Below are 14,631 nucleotides of genomic sequence, written 5' to 3'. Positions count from 1 at the left end.
GCCGGTAAAGCGCCTGGGCACGTCGGATCTCATCGGCGCTCGGCTTGACCCGTACCGACTCGAAGCCCACCACGCGGCTGCCTTCGAAGATCGGTGTGACGTAAGCATTGACCCAATAATGGTCGCCGTTTTTCGAGCGATTCTTGACGATACCCATCCACGGCAGGCCTTGCTTGAGCGCGCACCACATATGGGAAAAAACGGCTGACGGGACGTCGGGATGGCGCACGATATTCTGCGGGGCGCCGATCAACTCGGCGCGTTCAAAACCGCTGATATCGACAAAAGCATCGTTGCAGTAAGTGATCATCCCTTTAACATCGGTTGCGGAGATGAGCTTCTGCGAAGGCGCGAGCGAAATCTCGCGCTGTGTCACGGGTTGGTTATTGCGCATTCGACTACTCCCAGAATTGCCTGTAGGACATCGGCACCCGTTCAGATAAGTTGAAGACTGTTTGTCTGACAATCTCAAACAGCAACATTGCAGCGGTCGAAATCAGGTATTCAGCCCTGTCAGTTGGCGGCCGAAACGCGAAAGCACAAGACTTCAAACGCAAATGCCGGATAATGGCGGCCAATTTGAAGTTCGCTATTTTGGTAATCCCGTATGGAAATTAAGGTTAACTTTCTCGACAACCTTCGACTTGAAGCCAAGTTCGATGACTTCACGGTGATCGCCGATCAACCGATTCGCTATAAAGGCGACGGGTCGGCGCCGGGGCCATTCGATTACTTCCTGGCTTCGTCGGCATTGTGTGCGGCGTACTTCGTGAAGTTGTACTGCGAGACACGCAATATCCCCACGGACAATATCCGGTTGTCGCAGAACAACATTGTCGACCCGGAAAACCGTTACAACCAGATTTTCAAGATCCAGGTGGAATTGCCGGCAGATATCTCCGACAAGGATCGCCAAGGCATCTTGCGCTCTATTGACCGTTGCACGGTGAAGAAAGTGGTACAGGCCGGCCCTGAGTTCGTGATCGAAGAGGTGGAAAACCTCGACGCCGACGCCCAGGCCCTGTTGATGCCTAATTCCACTTCCGAGGCGGGCACCTACATCGTGGGCAAGGACCTGCCGCTGGAGCAGACCATCGCCAACATGTCGGGCATCCTGGCCGGCCTGGGCATGAAGATCGAGATCGCCTCGTGGCGCAATATCGTGCCGAACGTGTGGTCGCTGCATATCCGCGATGCCCATTCGCCGATGTGCTTCACCAACGGCAAGGGCGCGACCAAGGAAAGCGCGTTGGCCTCGGCGTTGGGCGAGTTCATCGAGCGCCTCAACTGCAACTTCTTCTATAACGATCAGTTCTGGGGCGAAGAACTGGCCAATGCGCCGTTCGTGCATTACCCGGACGAGCGCTGGTTCCAGCCTGGGCGCAAGGATGAACTGCCAGCGGAAATCCTCGACGCCTACTGCCTGAACATCTACAACCGCGACGGCGAGTTGCGTGGCTCGCACCTGTTCGACACCAACTCGGGCAATGAAGACCGCGGGATTGTGGCACTGCCGTTTGTGCGCCAGTCGGACGGCGAGGTGGTGTATTTTCCGTCCAACCTGATCGAAAACCTGTACCTGAGCAACGGCATGAGCGCCGGCAACACCCTGGCCGAAGCCCAGGTGCAGTGCCTGTCGGAGATCTTCGAGCGGGCGGTCAAGCGTGAAATCATCGAAGGTGAATTCGCCCTGCCGGATGTGCCGGCTGACGTGCTGGCCAAGTACCCGAGTATTCTGGCCGGGATCCAGGGGCTGGAAGCCCAGGGCTTCCCGGTGCTGGTCAAGGATGCCTCGCTGGGCGGCGAGTTCCCGGTGATGTGCGTGACCTTGATGAACCCGCGTACCGGCGGTGTGTTTGCCTCGTTCGGCGCGCACCCGAGCCTGGAAGTGGCACTGGAACGCAGCCTGACTGAATTGCTCCAAGGCCGCAGTTTCGAAGGCCTGAACGATCTGCCGCAGCCGACGTTCGAAGGTCACGCGGTGACCGAGCCGAACAACTTCGTCGAGCACTTTATCGACTCCAGCGGCGTGGTCTCGTGGCGCTTCTTCAGTGCCCGCTCGGATTACGAATTCGTCGAGTGGGACTTCTCCGGCCAGGGCGAAAACTCCAACGCCGAAGAAGCCGCGACGCTGTTCGGCATTCTCGAGAACATGGGCAAGGAATCGTACATGGCGGTGTATGAGCACCTCGGTGCCACCGCCTGCCGCATCCTGGTGCCGAACTACTCGGAAATCTATCCGGTGGACGACCTGATCTGGGACAACACCAACAAAGCCCTGTTTTTCCGCGCCGACATCCTCAACCTGCATCGCCTGGATGACGCGCAGCTCAAGGCCCTGGCCGAACGCCTGGTGGAAAGCGAACTGGACGACTACACCGATATCACCACCTTGATCGGCATCGAGTTCGACGACAACACCGCCTGGGGCCAACTGACCATCCTCGAATTGAAGCTGCTGATCTACCTCGCCCTGCAACAGTACGAGGAAGCGAAGGAAGCGGTGGAAATGTTCCTGCAGTACAACGACAACACCGTCGAGCGCGGCCTGTTCTACCAGGCGGTGAACGCGGTGCTGGAGATGGAACTGGATGAAGACCTGGAATTGGCGGACTACGAGGCCAACTTCCGGCGGATGTTCGGTAACGAGCGGATGGATGCGGTGATCGGCTCGGTCAACGGCAGCGTGCGCTTTTATGGGTTGACGCCGACCAGCATGAAGCTGGAAGGGCTGGACCGGCATCTGCGCTTGATCGAGAGCTATAAAAAACTGCATAGCGCGCGGGCCAACGTCACCCTGGCCTGACGCGGTACCCAGTGTGGGAGGGGGCAAGCCCCCTCCCACATTAGATATAGGCCAAGGCTTGCGCGAGGTCTGCGCGCAAGTCCTCCACATCTTCAACCCCCACCGACAACCGCACCAACCCATCGCCAATGCCCAATTGCGCCCGCGTCGCTGCCGGGATGCTGGCATGGGTCATGATCGCCGGGTGTTCGATCAGGCTTTCCACGCCGCCGAGGCTTTCGGCCAGGGCGAAGAGTTTGACGTGTTCCAGGAAACGCCTGGCGCCGGCCAGGTCGCTGTTCAATACCACCGAAATCATCCCGCCAAACCCGCGCATCTGCCGACGTGCCAGGGCGTGCTGGGGGTGCGAGACCAGGCCCGGGTAGTGAACCCGCGCCACCTGCGGTTGGTGTTCGAGCCAGCTCGCCAGGTCCAGTGCATTGCTGCAATGGCGCTCCATGCGCAGGGCCAGGGTTTTCACGCCGCGCAGGGTCAGGAAGGCGTCGAACGGCCCGGCGATGGCGCCGACCGAGTTCTGCAGGAAGCCCAGGCGCTCGGCCAGTTCGGGGTTGTCACCGACAATTGCGATGCCGCCGATCACGTCGGAGTGGCCATTGAGGTATTTGGTGGTGGAATGCACCACGATGTCGCAACCCAGCTCCAGCGGGCGCTGGATCCACGGGCTGGCGAAGGTGTTGTCGGCCACGCAGAGGATGCCGCGGGCGCGGCAGATGCGCGCGATGGCGCTGAGGTCGGTCAGGCTCAGCAGCGGGTTGCTGGGCGTCTCGACCCAGACCATGCGCGTGTCGTCCTGCAACGCGGCTTCAAACGCTTGCACATCGCTCAAGTCGACATAACTGAAACGATGCCCGGCGCTGCGTTGGCGCACCTTGTCGAACAGGCGGAAGGTGCCGCCATACAGGTCGTTGCCGGAGACGACATGGCTGCCGGCATCCAGCAACTCCAGCACGGTGGAAATCGCCGCCAGCCCCGAGGCAAAGGCAAACGCCTGGCGGCCGCCTTCCAGGTCGGCCACGCAGCGCTCCAGGGCGAACCGCGTGGGGTTGTGGGAGCGGCCATAGTCGAAGCCCTTGTGTACGCCGGGGCTGTCTTGCCGGTAGGTGGAATTGGCGTAGATCGGCGGCATCAGCGCGCCGGTGGTCGGGTCGGGGGATTGCCCGGCGTGGATCACACGGGTGGCAAACGCGCTTTTATCGGGCTGACTCATGCAAGGGATCTCCGCAGGTGATTGAGCAGGTCGACACGGGTGATCAGGCCATGGAAGCCCGACGCGTCGGCGATGATGGCGACCAGGCCGCGATCCAGCTCCGCCTGCAACTCGGCGAGGCTGGCGCTGGGGTCGAGGGTGTGCAAGGTTTCGGTCATGGCGCTGGCGACGATCATGGAAAAGTCCGCGGCGTCGTGGTGCAGGCCCAGCAGGATGTCGGATTCGTCGATCACACCCACCAGTGCCTGGCCATTCACCAGCACCGGCAATTGCGAGACATCGGCCAGGCGCATGCGCTGGAAGGCCGTGAGCAGGGTGTCGTCGGGGCTGACGCTGATCACGCGGCCGTCTTCGAAGCGCCGGGCGATCAGGTCGCGCAGGTCGCCGTAGTGCTTGTAGTGCAGCAAGCCCGCGTCGCTCATCCATTGGTCGTTGTAGACCTTCGACAGGTAGCGCGTGCCGGTGTCGCAGACGAAGCTGACCACGCGCTTGGGCGCGGTCTGTGCGCGGCAGTAGCGCAAGGCTGCGGCGAGCAGGGTGCCGGTGGACGAGCCGCCGAGAATGCCTTCGGCCTTGAGCAACTGGCGGGCGTGGTCGAAGCTCTCTTCATCGCTGATGGAGTAGGCGTGGCGCACGCTGGACAGGTCGGCAATCGAGGGGACGAAGTCTTCGCCGATGCCTTCCACCGCCCAGGAACCCGGGGTGACCAGGGTGCCGCTGCGGCTGTACTCGGCCATCACCGAACCGACGGGGTCGGCCAGCACCATCTCCAGCGCCGGCTGCACCCGCTTGAAGAAGCGCGTCAGCCCGGTGAGCGTGCCGGCCGAACCGACGCCGACCACAATCGCGTCGAGGTCATGCTCGGTCTGCGCCCAGAGCTCCGGCGCGGTGCTGGTTTCGTGGGCGAGCGGGTTGGCCGGGTTATTGAACTGGTCGGCGAAGAACGAGCCCGGGATGTCCTTGGCCAGGCGCGCAGCGACGTCCTGATAGTACTCGGGGTGGCCCTTGCCGACATCGGAGCGGGTGATATGCACTTCGGCGCCCATGGCCTTAAGGTGCAGCACCTTTTCGGTGGACATCTTGTCGGGCACCACCAGCACCACCCGGTAGCCTTTCGCCCGGCCCACCAGCGCCAGGCCCAGCCCGGTGTTGCCGGCGGTGGCTTCGACAATCGTGCCGCCGACGCGCAGACGGCCGTCGCGCTCGGCGGCGTCGATCATGGCCAGGCCGATGCGATCCTTGATCGAGCCGCCGGGGTTTTGCGATTCGAGTTTGAGAAACAGCGTGCAGGGGCCGGTGTCGAAGCGGCTGATCCGCACCAGCGGAGTGTTGCCGATCAGTTCAAGCACGGCGGGGCGGGCAAGCGTGGGCATGTCGTCACCTGGGTGTAGGGTGGGGGGACAGCAAACGGCAAAGCGTGGCTTGGAACATAGGCCGCTATTGCACGGGTCGCAACTGCGCGGTCGGCCGGCTGTCTTTTTTTGGCGCATGAGCGAAGGCTCGGTGCGCCATCGGTGGGCAGTCTTGCCGCGCCGCCTGGGCGCGAACCCGCGCAATCGTTGGGTGTGCGCAGCTGGCCTGGGGTTTGCTAGAAACAAATCCAAACTTGGATACAAGATGGAGACCCTTATGCACAGCGTTATCGGCTGGACCCTCGGCGAATGGCGTGAGGCCTATCGCAACGGGACGATCACCCCGGACATCGTGCTGACCCTGGCCGCGCAATACGCCGCCGCCGACAACGCCTGGATCGCCCGTGCGCGGCCTGAACAACTGACGGCGCAGTTGGCGCAATTGAGCGAGCGGCTGGCGGCGGTCGGGGGCGATATGACCCAGTTGCCGTTGTATGGCGTGCCGTTTGCGATCAAGGACAACATCGACGCGGCCGGTTGGGAGACCACGGCGGCGTGTCCGGAATTTGCCTACGCCCCGGCGTCGGATGCGAGCGTCGTCGCCAAGCTGCGTGCGGCCGGTGCGATCCTGATGGGCAAGACCAACCTCGATCAGTTCGCCACCGGCCTGGTGGGCACCCGCTCGCCGTATGGCGCGGTGGTCAACAGCTTCAATCCGGCGTATGTCAGCGGCGGTTCCAGCTCCGGTTCCGCCTCGGTGGTCGCCCGGGGTTTGGTGGCGTTCTCCCTGGGCACCGACACCGCCGGCTCCGGTCGGGTGCCGGCGGGGTTCAACAACATCGTCGGGTTAAAACCCAGCAAAGGCCGCCTGTCCAATACCGGCCTGGTGCCTGCGTGCCGCACGGTGGATTGCATCTCGGTGTTTGCCTTGACCGTGGAAGACGCCGAATCCGTGGCGCAAGTGGCCGAAGGCTACGACGCGAGCGACGCTTATTCCCGCGCCAACCCCCATACCGCGCCGGTGGCGGTGGGGCGTGCGATCAAACTCGCCATTCCGGCGACCCTGGAGTTCTTCGGCGATACCCAGAACCAGGCCGTATTCGAGCAGGCCGTCGAGCGCTTCAAGGCGTTGGGTGCGCAGATCACCCCAGTGGATTTCAGCCCGTTCAAGGCGCTGGCGGACCAGTTGTATTTCGGCCCATGGGTCGCCGAGCGCACGGTCGCCCTGCACAGCATGCTTGAACAGCAGCCGGACGCGATCAACCCGGTGGTGCGCGGCATCGTCGAAAACGGGCTTGAGTACAGCGCCTGCGACGCCTACAAAGCCGAATACCTGCGCGCCGACCTGAGCCGGCGTATCAACGACACGCTGGCGGGCTTCGACGCATTGCTGGTGCCGACCTCGCCGACGATTCGCACCCAGGCCGAGATGGCGCTGGAGCCGGTGCGCTACAACTCGCAATTCGGCTATTACACCAACTTCACCAACCTGGCGGACCTGTGCGCGCTGGCGCTGCCCGCCGGCTTGCGCGCAGATGGCTTGCCCAGCGGCGTCACCTTGTTGGCGCCGGCCTGGCATGACACGGCCCTGGCCCATTTGGGCAAGCGCTGGCAAGCCGGCCTCGGCCTGCCGCTGGGCGCCACTGCGCGCGAGTTGCCCGCACCGGCCGCACCAACCCCCGCGCCCGGCAGCGTGCGCCTGGCGGTGGTCGGCGCGCACCTGAGCGGCATGCCGCTGAATTTCCAACTGACCACGCGCAATGCGGTGCTGGTGGAGCAAACGCTGACCGCCGACAGCTATCGACTCTACGCGCTACCGGGCACCGTGCCGCCCAAGCCTGGGCTGGCCAGGGCGGACAGCGGCCGCTCGATCATCGTCGAGCTGTGGGACATGCCCATCGCCCGCTTTGGCGAGTTCGTCGCCGAAGTCCCCGCACCGCTGGGCATTGGCAACCTGAGCCTGACCGACGGGCGCAGCGTCAAAGGCTTTATCTGCGAACCCTGGGCCCTGGCCGATGCGCTCGACATCACCGAATTCGGCGGCTGGCGCGCCTTTATCGCGAGCCGGGGCTAAGCATGCCGGGCTCAACCCTGAAAAATCCCAAGGCGCGCCCCGACAGCCTGGCCGAACGCATCTACGCGCAGCTCAAGGCGGATATCTTCGACTTTCGCCTGCTGCCGGGCGACCGCTTCAGCGAAGGCGAAGTGGCCGAGCGCATGAACGTCAGCCGCACCCCGGTGCGTCAGGCGCTCTATCGTCTGGAGAAGGAAGGTTACCTGGAGGTGTACTTCCGCAGTGGCTGGCAGGTGAAACCGTTCGACTTCACCTACTTCGAAGAGCTGTATGACCTGCGGATCATTCTGGAACTGGCGGCGGTCAACCGTTTATGCCTGATGGATGAACCGCGCCCTGCGCTGTTGCAAGGGTTACAGGCGATCTGGCAGGTGGAGGAGGGCGAACGCCAGCAGGACACCCAGGAGGTGTCCGCGCTGGACGAGCGCTTTCACTGCGCCCTGGTGGAAGCCACCGGCAACCGCGAAATGGCGCGCATGCACTACGCCATTACGGAAAAAATCCGCATCATCCGCCGGCTCGACTTTACCCAGGCATCGCGGATCGCGGCGACCTACGAAGAACACGCGCAGATACTCGACGCTATCCTGCAACGGCGCGGTGAAGAGGCGCAGCAGCTGCTCAAGCGGCATATCGAACTGAGCAAGCAGCAGGTGCGCAACATCACGTTGCACCGGTTGCAGGTGGCGCGGGACACTCAATCAACCGGCTTCACAGCAACGCTTGCAGACGGCTGACGGTGGCATCGCCGGCCCGCTGCATCGGTGCGCGCAATTCACTGCCGATCAGCCCCTGCAAGGCCAGCGCCGCCTTGACCGGTGCCGGGTTGGGCTCCATAAACAACGTATCGATCAACGGCAGCAACTGGAAAAACGTCTGCCGCGCCTCGCTCAACTGGTTATCCCGCACCTGCTGCCACAGCGCCACGAACCGCTCGGTGTGTACATGTGCCGACGCTGCGATCGCCCCAGTGGCGCCAAGGCACAACGCGTTAAAGATCTGGATGTCCTCGCCACACAGCACATCCACCGCCCCACTGGCCAGCAGCGCCAGGGTATTGCCCAGGTTGCCGCCACAGTCCTTGACCGCGACGATGCGCGGATGGGCGACGATGTTCAGCAGCGTGGCCTGTTCGAAGGTCGCGCCGGTGCGATAGGGAATGTCATAGAGAATGATCGGCACACCGGAGGCGTCGGCCACCGTGCGGAAGAACGCTTCAAGGCCGCTCTGGGACGGACGGATATAGCTGGGCGCCGGCACCAACAGCCCGGCCACCGGGCGTTTGAGGATTTCGCCCTGGAACTGCAACAGCTCAATCTGGTTATATCCCGCCAGGCCCATCACCACGCGGTGCGCCGGCACCCACTGCAACACCGCATCCAGCACCGCCAGTTGTTCCTGGCGGCTCAACGCCGCGGCTTCGCCCGTGGTGGTGCAGACCATGATCCCGGCCACGTGCTTTTCCAGCAGATGCTCAACCAGCCGGCGCAAGCCGATAAAGTCGATGGCGCCGTCCTGAAACGGCGTGACCACGGGAACCCAGATACCTTGAAACGCTGACATGCACTCTCTCCTGATGATTGACCGATTAAGTCACCGTCAGAAGGGCAGAAGGAATTGTGCAAGAGCAGGGTGTCCGTCGCGCTCAATGTCCTGTCAGCTCATCTGACGGGACAGCGCGCCCCGGTCACATGAGCGACTGTTTCTTCGATTTGAGGGCGCGCGCAACGCAACCTTGCGCCTTGGCGATCAAGCCAATGACGGAAAGGTTAACGAAAGACGTTGCAAGCATGAGCTGACACACCCTGAATGAGGGCTCCATCTTCAGGGGGTGTGAGTAAATGTGTCAAGCCCTGCGTAGTTACCGGCAGGTTGCACGGCCCAGGCACTTGAACAGTGCCTGGGCGGTGAAACGATCGTTGTCGGTCAGGGATTAGCCACTGCGGCCTCAATCGCGGCAATGTCGATCTTGGTCATGGTCATCATCGCCTCGAAGGCTCGCTTGGCCGTCGCCGGGTCGGCATGGGTCACGGCGGCCGACAACACACGCGGCGTGATCTGCCACGACAGGCCCCACTTGTCCTTGCACCAACCGCAGGCACTGGCCTGGCCACCGTTGTCGATGATGGCGTTCCACAGCCGATCAGTCTCGGCCTGGTCATCGGTAGCCACCTGAAAGGAAAACGCCTCGGTGTGCGGGAATGCCGGACCGCCATTCAGGCCGAGACACGGGATGCCCAGCACGGTGAACTCGACGGTCAGAATGTCGCCTTGTTTACCTGCGGGATAATCCCCCGGCGCGCGGTGTAACGCTTTCACCGCACTGTCCGGGAAGGTCTTGGCATAAAACGTCGCAGCGTCCAGGGCGGTGCCGTTGTACCAGAGGCACAGGGTGTTTTTGTTGTTCATGTTCGGTCTCCACGGTGAATGGGTGTGTGGAGTTTAGATCAGGGTGAAGGGCGGATGCGGTGTTGCGAACCGAGTACCGCGGCCTCGCCGACAGAGGCCGCATACAAAATCAGCATGCTGGGGCCAGCAACACCCACGATTCTCTCAAGCCGATCGTCAAGGACGAAGAACGCGCAGATGAGCAAAACGTCTGCGCGCCCTCAACGCCACCGTCACGAACCACGTTGCTCGCTGACAGGCGCATGCTGCGCCATCAGCTGCGCGACCCAATCGATGAACACGCGCACCTTGATGCTGATATGCCGGTTCGGCGGAAATGCCACGTAGATCGGCATCGGATCGAGACGCCAGCCCTTGAACAGGGGCACCAATTCGCCGCGTGCTTCGTAGGTCGTGGACATGTACTTGGGCAGCCAAAGCACACCCAGCCCGGCCAGGCCGGCCGCGAGGTAGGCGTTGCCATCGTCGACTGCCAGCGCATAGCGGCCTTTGACCTGGAGGCTCTCAGCGTGGTTGCGCATGGAGTAGGGCAGCGCTTTACCGGTGCGCGCCCACAAGAAGCCGACGATACGGTGTTGCGAATCTTCCAGCTCCCGCGGATGCGCGGGGATACCGACGCGGGCCAGGTAGCTCGGTGCGGCGAAAACGCCAAGCTGGAGGTCGCCAACCTTCCGGGCCATCAGCGACTGATCCTTTATCTCGCCGCCGCGCACCACGCAATCGATGTTCTCACCGATCATATCCACGATCCGGTCGCTGACGCCCATGTCGATCTGGATGTCCGGGTAGCGCAGGTAAAACTCGGGCAATGCGGGGACTAGAATCATGCTGGCCAGCGGGCTTGGCACATCCACTCGTAATCGCCCCCTGGGCAGCGTCGAGGCGCCGGACAGGCTGGTCTCGGCGTCGTCCATGTCGGCCAGCAGTCGTAACACTCGCTCGTAATAGACTGCACCGTCGGCCGTGACGTTGACTTTGCGCGTGGTGCGGTTAAGCAATTTAACCCGCAACCGTGCCTCCAACTGCTGTACCAGTTGTGTCACGGTGGTCTTGCTCATGTGCAGTGTTTCGGCCGCTTTGGTGAAGCTGCCAGTTTCCACCACGCGAGCAAACGCCTGCATCGCATCAAAACGGTCCATTGCTAACCCCCGCTCTCGATTGGATTGTTTGGATTTTACAAACAGTGCTGGCTAAGGTTGCGTGTTTATCGCCCAGGTACAAGTCCATACAGTCTCTGCATCGTTAGTTCCGGGTCGGCTTTGACCCATTGATGGAGGCACCTATGACGCAGCGTGATGTTGTTTTTCCACCTGGACGCCAGGCGCTTTACGAGCGCAATCGCTATTCGCCGGCGATCAAGTCCAATGGTTTTTTATTTGTGTCGGGGCAAGTCGGCAGCCACGAAGACGGCTCGCCCGAACCCGATCTGGAGGCCCAGGTCCGACGCGCGTTCACCAACCTGAATGCAATCCTGGTCGCTGCCGGTTGCACCTTCGACGATGTGATTGACGTCACCGTCTTCATCGTCGATCCCGAGTCGACGTTCGAGACGATCTGGAAGGTTGTGCCGGAGTTCTGGGGCCGGGCGCCACACCCGACGCTGACCGGCGTGGGTGTCACGTGGCTGTATGGTTACCAGTTCGAGATCAAGGTGATTGCCAAGCTGCCGGAAGGCACCGGGGGATGATCTGGCCAGTGATTACGCAAGGGCGCGGTACCGAAAGCGCTTCATCCTGAACCGTTGGGCTGTGACAGCGCGCACGTCACACTGCCGCAGTTGCAAGTGTTCTGGAACGCCAGGCAAAAGCCAACACCATCAGCAGCCCCAGCCCCGCCATTGCTGCCCCGGCCAGGGAAATCGCCGGATAACCCAGCCCGGCATTGATCACCGCTCCGCCCAGCGCCGCACCAATCGCGTTGCCTAAGTTGAAGGCACCGATGTTCACCGCCGAGGCCAGATTGGGCGCGTCCTTGGCCGCTTCCATGACGCGCATCTGCAGCGGCGGCACCAGGGCGAAGCTGGCGATACCCCATATCAGGATGGCAACGGCGGCCGGCAGCGGCCAACGCATCAGTACGGTGAACGCGAGCAAGACGAGAATAAGCACGCTCAGCGAAACGATCAGGGTGCGATCTATCGAGCGGTCGGCGGCCTTGCCGCCCCACATGTTGCCCAGCGTCAACCCGACACCGAACAGCACCAGCATGGCGGTGATGTAGGCGGTGGACGCGTGGGTCTCGCTGCTGAGGATCGGCGCGATGTAGGTGAAGACGGTAAACATTGCCCCCGAGCCGACGACAGTGAGGGCCAGCGCCCCCAGCACCGGGCCACGGCCCAATACCCGAATTTCGGCCAGTACACCGCCGCTTTGCGGCGCCGGCAGGTTGGGCAGGGCGAACCATAACGCAGCCATGGCCACCACACCGAGGCCGGTAATCCCCCAGAATGCGCTGCGCCAGCCGAACAGTTCGCCGAACCAGGCGGCCAGCGGCACACCGCCGATGGTCGCCAGGGTCAGGCCCATGAACATGGCCGCAACCGCTCCGGCACGTTTCTGCGGGGCAACCACGCTGGCGGCGACGATGGCGCCGACGCCAAAGAACGCACCGTGGTTCAGTGAGGTCACCACCCTGGCGACCATGAGGCTGTAGTAATCGGTCGCCAGGGCTGACATCAGATTCCCCAGGGTGAAAATCGCCATGAGTCCGATCAGCAGATAGCGCCGTGGAATCCTGCCGGTGGTCAGGGTCATCAGCGGCGCGCCGAGCAGTACGCCCAGGGCGTATGCACTGACCAACAGACCTGCGGCGGGAATGGAAACACCGAGATCCGCCGCGATGCCCGGCAACATGCCCATGGGGGCGAACTCGGTAACGCCGATGCCAAAGGCACCCATGGCGAGTGCGACAAGTGGTGGATTGATACGCATGGAAGGCTCCTTATCTATGCCGCCAATGCTACGATTCAGCCTTTTCAGGCGGTAGATAGCATTTTTGGCAATCACCTTTGCGTAAGGGGCACAAATGGACTTCAACGGCAGATCGGGTGAAATGGGCGTGTTCGTCAGCGTGGCGCAGGAAGGCAGCCTGTCGGCCGCCGCGCGGACATTGGGGCTGACACCCTCGGCGGTCAGTCGGATCATCGCCCGTACTGAACAGCGTCTTGGCACTCGGCTGCTGTTGCGCACCACCCGATCGCTCACCTTCACCGCCGAGGGTGAGGCGTTCCTGCGCGGTGCCCGGCGCATCCTGGCCGACATGGCCGAGGTCGAAGAAGCCATCGCCGACCAGGGCGTCCCAAGGGGGCGATTGCGCGTCAGCGCCGCGCTTGGTCATGGGCGGCTGGCCATCGTGCCCTTGGTGGCGGCATTCAGCGCGCGCTACCCGAACATCGTCGTCGACCTCACCCTCGGCGACGAAGTGGTCGACATTCTCGGCGGCCAGGCCGACGTGGCGGTACGTTTTGGTTATCTGCCCGACAGCCCGCTGACCGCACGCAGGATCGGCGCCACCGGCCAGGTAGTGGTGGCATCGCCCGCGTATCTGCAGCGCCACGGCATCCCCCTGGAACCGGAGGATCTACTGCGGCACAACTGCCTACGCTTCAACTTCCGACGTGCCGAACCCAACTGGCCATTCATCCGCGACGGAAAAGCGTTTTCCCTGAAGGTCAGCGGCAACATCGAATGCAGCAGTGGCGAAGCGCTGGCCCAACTCGCGCGAGTAGGTGCCGGCATTGCGCGTATCGGCGAATTCAGCGTGAGCGAGGACCTGCAGCGTGGCGATCTGATACCGCTGCTGGAAACCTGGAACCCCGGCGACGAGGAACCGATTCATGCGGTGTTCGTGGGTGGCTCGGCAATGCCGGCGCGGGTGCGGTTGTTCGTGGACTTCCTGCTGGAACATCATCGGATGTAGGTGCTGGCGTTAGCTGATCCTTGCGGGTACTCGCGCGATGCTGTTTGCATTAAGCAAATAGTGACCAACACCCGAATCCAAACTCATTCGAGTGCTAATAGAATGTTGCGCAGCAGCTGATGAAGTACCGAACATGAATTGTATTCGACCGCCGAGCAATAAACTTATTGGCTCGGAAGTGGTCGTTTTGGGTGAAGTGCCGGGGCCAACTGCGAAGCACTGTTTTAGCTGCGCTTAAGCGTGACTTTGTTGTCCGATTCACTCACTATCTTATAGTTGCCTCTTAACTTTTTTAACACACTAAGGCTTCTCACCGAAACGGCCATGGATATAGCCGCCGAAGTTGCTGCGGCCCCTAGAACGCTGAGGGCTCCGCCTGACCCGGCAACCGCTGCGAAGCCAGCAACCGGTGTGGCAACACCACCCGTACCGACGGTGGCTATGACGCCATAAAAGACTATGCATATAGAACCAATGGCCACAGCCCATGCAACCGTGCCGGTAGCCTTTATCCGAATGGTTTTTTTTGCAAGATCGCCTTCAATCACGATGGTGTCTTCATTACGGTTTACCGCGTCGGCTAGTTCTTTCTCTGTCGTTACGCTCATTGCTTGTCCTTCGTTTTTTTATTGCCGGCAATAATGAACCCGATGATCAAAAAAAGAATAATGATCGGTGGAAAAGCTACGCACAAAGCAATTGCGCCAAGTAGCAGCAGCCCGCCGATTATCACCCCTACCATTTCCCCTAAAAGTGGAAGCAATAGCTTGAACATAACGACGGCTAAAATAATTCCGGCTATTACGACAATAATCATGTGCGGCCTTATGTGGGTTGTGTTGGTTTTTAGAATATGTTTGTCGGG

The 14,631-nt window shown here is 61.9% G+C and carries 13 protein-coding genes and 1 pseudogene; 5 read left to right on the top strand and 9 right to left on the bottom strand.

Annotation, left to right across the window (positions count from 1 at the left end; genetic code table 11):
* Positions 1 to 121: 121 nt before the first annotated feature.
* Positions 122 to 310, bottom strand: a pseudogene (locus TU80_RS33955) (PAS domain-containing protein); the annotation flags it as partial.
* Between the two features lie 297 nt (positions 311 to 607).
* Here TU80_RS33955 and TU80_RS12865 point away from each other — a divergent pair.
* Positions 608 to 2,806, top strand: a complete 2,199-nt coding sequence (locus tag TU80_RS12865) for an OsmC domain/YcaO domain-containing protein (RefSeq protein WP_057004615.1) — start codon at positions 608 to 610, stop codon at positions 2,804 to 2,806.
* 40 nt (positions 2,807 to 2,846) lie between these two features.
* Here the strand turns inward: TU80_RS12865 and TU80_RS12860 are convergent, their stop codons facing one another.
* On the bottom strand, positions 2,847 to 4,013 hold the full coding sequence (locus tag TU80_RS12860) for a cystathionine gamma-synthase (protein ID WP_057004614.1): 1,167 nt from the start codon (positions 4,011 to 4,013) through the stop codon (positions 2,847 to 2,849).
* On the bottom strand, positions 4,010 to 5,386 hold the full coding sequence (locus TU80_RS12855) for a pyridoxal-phosphate dependent enzyme (protein ID WP_057004613.1): 1,377 nt from the start codon (positions 5,384 to 5,386) through the stop codon (positions 4,010 to 4,012). Before TU80_RS12855 ends, TU80_RS12860 begins: the two co-directional genes overlap by 4 nt.
* 256 nt (positions 5,387 to 5,642) lie before the next feature.
* Here TU80_RS12855 and atzF point away from each other — a divergent pair, with 256 nt between their 5' ends.
* Entirely contained in the window at positions 5,643 to 7,439 is a 1,797-nt protein-coding gene (atzF, locus tag TU80_RS12850) for an allophanate hydrolase (RefSeq protein ID WP_082643838.1), read from the top strand.
* A 2-nt stretch (positions 7,440 to 7,441) separates the two neighbouring features.
* The gene (locus TU80_RS12845) at positions 7,442 to 8,176 is read left to right on the top strand and encodes a GntR family transcriptional regulator (protein WP_057004611.1); all 735 of its coding nucleotides are present in this window, start codon (positions 7,442 to 7,444) and stop codon (positions 8,174 to 8,176) included.
* Here TU80_RS12845 and dapA read toward each other — a convergent pair.
* The 3 genes from dapA to TU80_RS12830 form a co-directional block, all read right to left on the bottom strand.
* Positions 8,151 to 9,002, bottom strand: coding sequence for a 4-hydroxy-tetrahydrodipicolinate synthase (dapA, locus tag TU80_RS12840; RefSeq protein ID WP_057004610.1), 852 nt, complete (start codon positions 9,000 to 9,002; stop codon positions 8,151 to 8,153). The two genes, TU80_RS12845 and dapA, sit on opposite strands and share 26 nt — an antisense overlap.
* A 363-nt stretch (positions 9,003 to 9,365) precedes the next feature.
* The gene (locus tag TU80_RS12835; protein ID WP_017846413.1) at positions 9,366 to 9,848 is read right to left on the bottom strand and encodes a VOC family protein; all 483 of its coding nucleotides are present in this window, start codon (positions 9,846 to 9,848) and stop codon (positions 9,366 to 9,368) included.
* Between the two features lie 212 nt (positions 9,849 to 10,060).
* The gene (locus TU80_RS12830; RefSeq protein ID WP_057004609.1) at positions 10,061 to 10,987 is read right to left on the bottom strand and encodes a LysR family transcriptional regulator; all 927 of its coding nucleotides are present in this window, start codon (positions 10,985 to 10,987) and stop codon (positions 10,061 to 10,063) included.
* A gap of 143 nt (positions 10,988 to 11,130) precedes the next feature.
* Between TU80_RS12830 and TU80_RS12825 the strand changes: the two genes are divergently transcribed.
* Complete coding sequence (locus TU80_RS12825) at positions 11,131 to 11,535, top strand: RidA family protein (RefSeq protein ID WP_017846411.1); 405 nt, start codon at positions 11,131 to 11,133, stop codon at positions 11,533 to 11,535.
* 76 nt (positions 11,536 to 11,611) lie between these two features.
* On the opposite strand, the gene TU80_RS12820 is transcribed toward TU80_RS12825, so the two are convergent.
* A complete protein-coding gene (locus TU80_RS12820; RefSeq protein WP_017846410.1) occupies positions 11,612 to 12,778 on the bottom strand; it encodes an MFS transporter in 1,167 nt (388 codons plus the stop codon).
* Positions 12,779 to 12,872: 94 nt separating this feature from the next.
* On the opposite strand from TU80_RS12820, the gene TU80_RS12815 reads away from it, so the two are divergent.
* Complete coding sequence (locus TU80_RS12815) at positions 12,873 to 13,766, top strand: LysR family transcriptional regulator (RefSeq protein ID WP_057004608.1); 894 nt, start codon at positions 12,873 to 12,875, stop codon at positions 13,764 to 13,766.
* A gap of 224 nt (positions 13,767 to 13,990) precedes the next feature.
* Here the strand turns inward: TU80_RS12815 and TU80_RS12810 are convergent, their stop codons facing one another.
* Positions 13,991 to 14,374, bottom strand: a complete 384-nt coding sequence (locus TU80_RS12810) for a hypothetical protein (protein ID WP_046486046.1) — start codon at positions 14,372 to 14,374, stop codon at positions 13,991 to 13,993.
* Entirely contained in the window at positions 14,371 to 14,583 is a 213-nt protein-coding gene (locus TU80_RS12805; RefSeq protein ID WP_046486048.1) for a hypothetical protein, read from the bottom strand. Before TU80_RS12805 ends, TU80_RS12810 begins: the two co-directional genes overlap by 4 nt.
* Positions 14,584 to 14,631 lie beyond the last annotated feature (48 nt).

It is taken from the genome of Pseudomonas veronii (genome assembly GCF_001439695.1).
Lineage (GTDB): Bacteria > Pseudomonadota > Gammaproteobacteria > Pseudomonadales > Pseudomonadaceae > Aquipseudomonas > Aquipseudomonas veronii.
Note: the sequence above shows the minus strand (reverse complement) of the source record. Positions and strands in the feature narration are given on the sequence as shown.

Bases quoted from the DNA above. Each gene is read 5' to 3' on its own strand.
- TU80_RS12865 (WP_057004615.1), top strand. From the start codon at position 608: ATGGAAATTAAGGTTAACTTTCTCGACAACCTTCGACTTGAAGCCAAG.
- TU80_RS12860 (WP_057004614.1), bottom strand. From the start codon at position 4,013: ATGAGTCAGCCCGATAAAAGCGCGTTTGCCACCCGTGTGATCCACGCC.
- TU80_RS12855 (WP_057004613.1), bottom strand. From the start codon at position 5,386: ATGCCCACGCTTGCCCGCCCCGCCGTGCTTGAACTGATCGGCAACACT.
- atzF (WP_082643838.1), top strand. From the start codon at position 5,643: ATGCACAGCGTTATCGGCTGGACCCTCGGCGAATGGCGTGAGGCCTAT.
- TU80_RS12845 (WP_057004611.1), top strand. From the start codon at position 7,442: ATGCCGGGCTCAACCCTGAAAAATCCCAAGGCGCGCCCCGACAGCCTG.
- dapA (WP_057004610.1), bottom strand. From the start codon at position 9,002: ATGTCAGCGTTTCAAGGTATCTGGGTTCCCGTGGTCACGCCGTTTCAG.
- TU80_RS12835 (WP_017846413.1), bottom strand. From the start codon at position 9,848: ATGAACAACAAAAACACCCTGTGCCTCTGGTACAACGGCACCGCCCTG.
- TU80_RS12830 (WP_057004609.1), bottom strand. From the start codon at position 10,987: ATGGACCGTTTTGATGCGATGCAGGCGTTTGCTCGCGTGGTGGAAACT.
- TU80_RS12825 (WP_017846411.1), top strand. From the start codon at position 11,131: ATGACGCAGCGTGATGTTGTTTTTCCACCTGGACGCCAGGCGCTTTAC.
- TU80_RS12820 (WP_017846410.1), bottom strand. From the start codon at position 12,778: ATGCGTATCAATCCACCACTTGTCGCACTCGCCATGGGTGCCTTTGGC.
- TU80_RS12815 (WP_057004608.1), top strand. From the start codon at position 12,873: ATGGACTTCAACGGCAGATCGGGTGAAATGGGCGTGTTCGTCAGCGTG.
- TU80_RS12810 (WP_046486046.1), bottom strand. From the start codon at position 14,374: ATGAGCGTAACGACAGAGAAAGAACTAGCCGACGCGGTAAACCGTAAT.
- TU80_RS12805 (WP_046486048.1), bottom strand. From the start codon at position 14,583: ATGATTATTGTCGTAATAGCCGGAATTATTTTAGCCGTCGTTATGTTC.